This window comes from Parabacteroides caeci (genome assembly GCF_023656795.1).
GTDB lineage: Bacteria > Bacteroidota > Bacteroidia > Bacteroidales > Tannerellaceae > Parabacteroides > Parabacteroides segnis.
The window spans coordinates 1-5,393 of sequence record NZ_JAMOKT010000127.1 but is presented as its reverse complement, the minus strand read 5'-3'; the positions used below and the strand labels follow the sequence as shown (position 1 = coordinate 5,393).

The following is a 5,393-nucleotide window of genomic DNA, read 5'->3' as shown; positions in this document are numbered from 1 at the left end:
ATATCGTTATTAGTTAATAATGAATTTGATACAATACAAAGTTAACTAAAATGGTATAGCTTTTGTAGTGCTATCTCGTGCTATCCGTCTTTTCCGATTTTAAACATAGGAACTATTTTTAATGCCGGCAAAATTGTTTTAAGTCGCAACAAAGATAAAGTTTTATATTATATCACCGACAAATATCATTGGCTAAAGCCTTTTAGAAATACCATCCCAAATTAAACTGGATAACGCCATTATGTTCTTTTCCTTTAAACAGGCTGAAACCACCGGGAGAAAGTTCCGATTCACGATAAAGATAAGTACATCCTAAATTGTAATTGGCAGAAAGAACCAATCCCATATCAAAAGCATAACCGGCACCTATGGAAAAAGACAAATCACAATTCCGAACGTCGTCTTTTATATCCCCCGAAAAAGTTTTTGTCTCAGAAGGTTTATGATTCAATTCGTATTGAAAATTCGTAGCTTTAGCTTTTACATTAATTCCCAGTTGTGGCCCGGCAAACATATGAAATCCTTTATACAAATAAAACTTTACATGAAGAGGTATATTTAAATAATCAACATTCAACTTTGATGTTTCTCCTTTATATTTATACCGATGCCCTTGCATCGAATAATAAACTCCCGGTTCCAGTGCAAACAATTTGGAAAAACGGATTTCTCCGGCAACTCCGACATTTACACCAGGCCGCATATCAGCAAAACTTTCCGGGTAGGTATTAGCCAGATTAAACCCGATTCGGGGAATAAAATGAAACTCTTGTGCAGATATCTGAATAGAGATAAAGGCAACAAACAAAAGGAGTACTAACTTTTTCATAACATATCTAATAACATTGTTAAATATATAGATGCCGGATATTACTAATATGTTGCATGAGAACTTAATTTTTAATGTATGAAGTCATTGAAGCAATAAAACTGGTAAATACTTCGTTTATTAAATAGTAGTCACTCAAAAACATATTATCATGAACACAACCTCTTTAAAACCCGGAATCCAAAAAACTATCAATAACATATCTGAAATTTGGTTCCTGTTGATTTTGGCTGTACCGACTATTTTCGATGCAATCTTCGAAATAGGAAGCAAAGGGAAATGGACAATTTCTTTCACTCTTCTTTCAATAACTGTCATTTTAATAAGCATACTTATCAAACAATTAATTCAAAAAACCGCATGGATAAGCCTTGTACTGGGAGTTGTTTTGTGTTTCTTTTCCTCATTTTTTATAGCAGCAGCCCTCTCCGAGTATAATGAATTTCCACTAGGAACCGAACCTAATGCCCTTTCGTTGCTTGCCTTCGGAACAATCGTCGGTGGAATATCATTCGCCTTGGCTATCAAAATGAGTTTCCAAGGAGCATACAAACTGTATACCGATTGAAAGCAAAAATAATTTCTTCATCGACATTGGCATATTCATGCGATATGAAATTTCTAAGAGCTATTACTTTTCGCCAAGGTATTTCAGAAGACTTCAGTAATAGCTCTCCATTGGTACATTCATCTATCTTCTTAATATTCTCTCCAATGATTTGAAGACGCATTACACGACCAGATCACAACGATCTAAAACTCTACCTTTATCAAACATAAATGCCATCTTTCAGAATGTTATTCTTTAGTGCAGGGCGCAGTGAATCTCTTAACCTAATCAAATCAACCTTACATTTACACAATGATTCCAACAATTCTTTAAGATCAAAAATAATGAATGGCTCCACTTTCTCCAGTGAAACAAACACATCCAGATCGCTTTCCTCTGTTTGTTCTCCTCTGGCAACAGAACCATAAATACCCAGTTCTTTAATACCAAACTGAGGACCAAACTCTTTTTTGAATTTAGACAGTATTTCTTTATATTCTGTTACAGACTTCATAAGCATTTCGTTTTTACAAAGTTAGGAATAAATTTAATATCTATGATATAGGATTAAGCAGAATGTGTCACAGGACAATACTGATCCTCATTCAAACCTACAACAAAGAATTATACCGTACCATCGGAATGCCGGATTAACTTTCCCGGCATTCTTTTTAATCTTTCATATTTCTTTCAATTTCTTCAATCGTAGGCAAACTGCTTTTAAATTCTTCGGGCAAAATATTTCGTAAATCGTAAGCCGATACCCCCAATGGTTTGTGTATGTCGGCTAACGTATATTCGGCAACGACATCTTCTTTATCCTTACAAATCAATAGGCCAATAGTAGGATTATCATCCTTTCCACGCATCTGACGATCTACGGCCGTTACATAAAAATTCAATTTACCGGCAAACTCCGGCTCGAACTTAACCGTTTTAAGCTCTACCACTATAAAGCACTTCATTCTGAAATGATAAAATAGCATATCTATGTAATAAGTAGATTTGCCAACTTGAATTGGAACCTGATGCCCAGCAAAAGCAAAGCCTGTTCCCAGTTCCAGCAAAAAACGAGTGAGATTATCAGTTAATGCTTTTTCCAACTCTTTTTCTTTATAACCATCCGTCAGCATCAAGAAGTCAAAGTTGTAGGGATCTTTCAGTGCCTCCTGGGCCAACTCACTTTGTAACGGAGGAAGAGTTGAAGAAAAGTTTGAAATAGATTTACCTTGAGCATGAAATAAATCAATTTCTATAAAATGGATTAGTATAGCACGACTCCAACCTTCTTGCTTTGTTTTTCTTAAATAGAATAAAGCCTCATCTACAGATTTACATTTTGTGATTATCTCTGTATGATGTCTCCATGGTATTTCTGCCACAACTTGTGGCAGTTTCTGTTGTCGAAATTCTGCACCAACTTGGTGCAGTTTTATTTCATCACCAGAATAAAATAAAAACCACTTTTTCATGTACCACAGATTACGAGCAGAAAAACCTTTCATCTCAGGAAAAGCGATACGTAAATCAGCGCTTAGTTGTTCAATAACACTATCACCCCAATTGGAAATGGATTGTTTACGAACAATATCAGAGCCAATGCTCCAATACAACTCGAGAAGTTCTGTGTTGACTCTTAAAGCCGCTTTGATCTGGCTTTGTCTGATACGCTGTTTGAGTTCTACCAGCCATTGCTGATACTCTTTGTCTGTCTTAATTAAATTATTCATAGTCTCGGATTTGTTAAAATAAACGTCAATGCTGCAAACATACAACAAAACCTCTAATGAAACAAAGGATAAGCAAAATATCCTTGGGGACAGATTCTCATCCAAACCCGCCATTCACTCATTTTTCAACCGGGTGAAAGTCTTTCGCCTATACTTTTGAACTGTAATCAGATTTTTCATTTAAATTTACAGTTATGAAAGCAAGACTCTTATTTTTATTCCTGTGCCTAATATGGAACGGCTGGGCGGACACATTCGTCCCTTACAATCCCGACTCACTGAAAAAGGGAGATTGGATAACCCTCGAAGCGGTCCATTACTATCCCTATATCGCTCCGGGGATTAAAGAAGAAATCCCTTGGAGGGCGGAGAATATACGCCGGATCACCATACTAGCTACAGTGGCAGAAAAAACAGACAAATCCATTTCTATCGACTATACGCTGGATAACCTGTACGATTGCCATAATAATAAGGAAAAACATGGTTTTCATTATTTCGATAGCCGCTATCGACAGGATTTCGCAATTAAAGATAATATATCAGACAAACGGATTCTACGTGTCACATACGACCGGAAAAGTCGAGAAGCAATTACATTTGATAAGTCAGACTCAATCTACTCTTATCCGAAAACGTTTGTTCCTTTTGGAGTAAGACAGGAGGGGGTATCTGCCTATCCGGGAACTTTTTTCCAAAATTCGTTAAATCTGAATCGACAACTCCTCCCGATAACCCAAAATATCCTGACTGGATGGAAAGCGGACGGGACCATCTCGATAGCACCAGATACACGAATTGTCGACGCCTCATTTCCTCTTCCTCCGAATACGGAATTTACCTGTAGCAATTATGGTCTCGATGTATCTAAGGATTCGACTATTCACAAGAAAATATTCATCGCTTACCCGACAGAATATAAAGTCGGAGAACGAATAACGCTGCTGCTTACTCCTGGAGATTCCATTGTTGAAGACAAAGAAGCATATATAAATACACATATCTATCATTACGAGGGACGAGGTAGTGAACAGAATAACCTACAATACAACACTCAACGATTTTCTTACTACAATTCTGAATACGGCAACATTTCTCCCGACGAGTTAAAAAAATCCTTCCAGCACCGTGATTCTCTTTTTCAAACTACTTTAGAAAAAGATTTTAAGAAAATGGATCCCTATTGGAGAAGAGTATTCGAATTATCAGAACAGTATTTTAAAGGGGGATTTATCCTGCGGTGCTACATGTTTAAGACCGACAAAGAGGCCTGGTATGATAGCAGTTTACTCGATTGGCAAGCTCCCCCTTTCGCATCAGTCAATCCGCTTATTGATAATGCCTACCGCTTGAAGAATCCTTATTCAGCACATTACGGTTTTTTTCTGTATATGTATGCTACCTATAAAAAGCAGGAACTCAAATCGGACAATATATGTCTGAACAAACAAAAAATAACTCCACAGGAAGACTATCTGCTAAATAAACAAATCTTCTCTGGCTATCCTAAATACTTTTTAAACGGAGCGAACCTGACAAGTTTGATGTATAGCAAGACACTACATGGAATAGAAGATGATTATAACGATTTTATCGCTTCCTGTCCAGATACCAGCCTGACAAACGAAGTAAAAAGAGTATACAATAAACTATTACCTTTCGAATATGGTAAGAATATCAAGGAAACTGGCCTGATCATAACCGACAGCCTACATTTGGTGAAAGGAAGCGATCGGAAATATATCCTGTTATATGTATCCACCCCCGATGGTCTTGGCGGAATGAGCCTGCAAACGGCACTCGACTTGGAAAAACAACTCAAAACAGAAGGGTTGGCCTCTATCGTCCAATTCGAACTTTACGCACATTTTAAAGCTCACAACGCGAAAGTGGTAAAACCGTTTAAAGCCATACCCGAAAAGGTCGAAAAGGATTTAATTTATAATAAGGGATTCTCTTTACTGACGGTCCTGATGCGCGAAGACGGGACGATTATCCATCGGGATTTCGGATATTTAAACACCGAGCCAATCCTTGAATTAATAAAAAAAGACCTGAATAGAGAAGACAAATCTTTCAACGATTTTATGAAAGGATTCAAGGAGGGCATTCTAGGTGCGCTCCTAATCGCAGCAATCATTGGTATCATTTACTATTTCCGAACACTAGTGTCCCGTTAAAATCGGGACGAGTTATTAATTAATCAAATAATCCCGGAATAAGGGGATTAAATTGTTCTTTGACATCATTGAAATTAGTCTTATTAAACAGCTCTTGTAAATGC

6 protein-coding genes are annotated in these 5,393 nt (G+C 37.0%); 2 read left to right on the top strand and 4 right to left on the bottom strand.

The features are described 5' to 3' along the window. Window positions 1–202: 202 nt before the first annotated feature. The gene (locus NBH15_RS28870) at window positions 203–829 is read right to left on the bottom strand and encodes a porin family protein (RefSeq protein ID WP_128135429.1); all 627 of its coding nucleotides are present in this window, start codon (window positions 827–829) and stop codon (window positions 203–205) included. Window positions 830–980: 151 nt separating this feature from the next. On the opposite strand from NBH15_RS28870, the gene NBH15_RS28865 reads away from it, so the two are divergent. Next, complete coding sequence (locus NBH15_RS28865) at window positions 981–1,397, top strand: hypothetical protein (protein WP_128135430.1); 417 nt, start codon at window positions 981–983, stop codon at window positions 1,395–1,397. On the opposite strand, the gene NBH15_RS28860 is transcribed toward NBH15_RS28865, so the two are convergent. From NBH15_RS28860 to NBH15_RS28850, 3 genes are all read right to left on the bottom strand, one after another. Next, window positions 1,354–1,560, bottom strand: coding sequence for a HepT-like ribonuclease domain-containing protein (locus tag NBH15_RS28860; RefSeq protein WP_128135431.1), 207 nt, complete (start codon window positions 1,558–1,560; stop codon window positions 1,354–1,356). The genes NBH15_RS28865 and NBH15_RS28860 overlap by 44 nt on opposite strands. A gap of 39 nt (window positions 1,561–1,599) precedes the next feature. Beyond that, window positions 1,600–1,893 (bottom strand): nucleotidyltransferase family protein, encoded by a 294-nt coding sequence (locus NBH15_RS28855; protein WP_128135432.1) that lies wholly within the window; start codon window positions 1,891–1,893, stop codon window positions 1,600–1,602. 157 nt (window positions 1,894–2,050) lie between these two features. After that, entirely contained in the window at window positions 2,051–3,109 is a 1,059-nt protein-coding gene (locus NBH15_RS28850) for a PDDEXK nuclease domain-containing protein (RefSeq protein ID WP_128135433.1), read from the bottom strand. A 194-nt stretch (window positions 3,110–3,303) separates the two neighbouring features. Between NBH15_RS28850 and NBH15_RS28845 the strand changes: the two genes are divergently transcribed. Next, complete coding sequence (locus NBH15_RS28845; RefSeq protein WP_250824185.1) at window positions 3,304–5,289, top strand: sensor histidine kinase; 1,986 nt, start codon at window positions 3,304–3,306, stop codon at window positions 5,287–5,289. The last annotated feature ends 104 nt before the right edge of the window (window positions 5,290–5,393 follow it).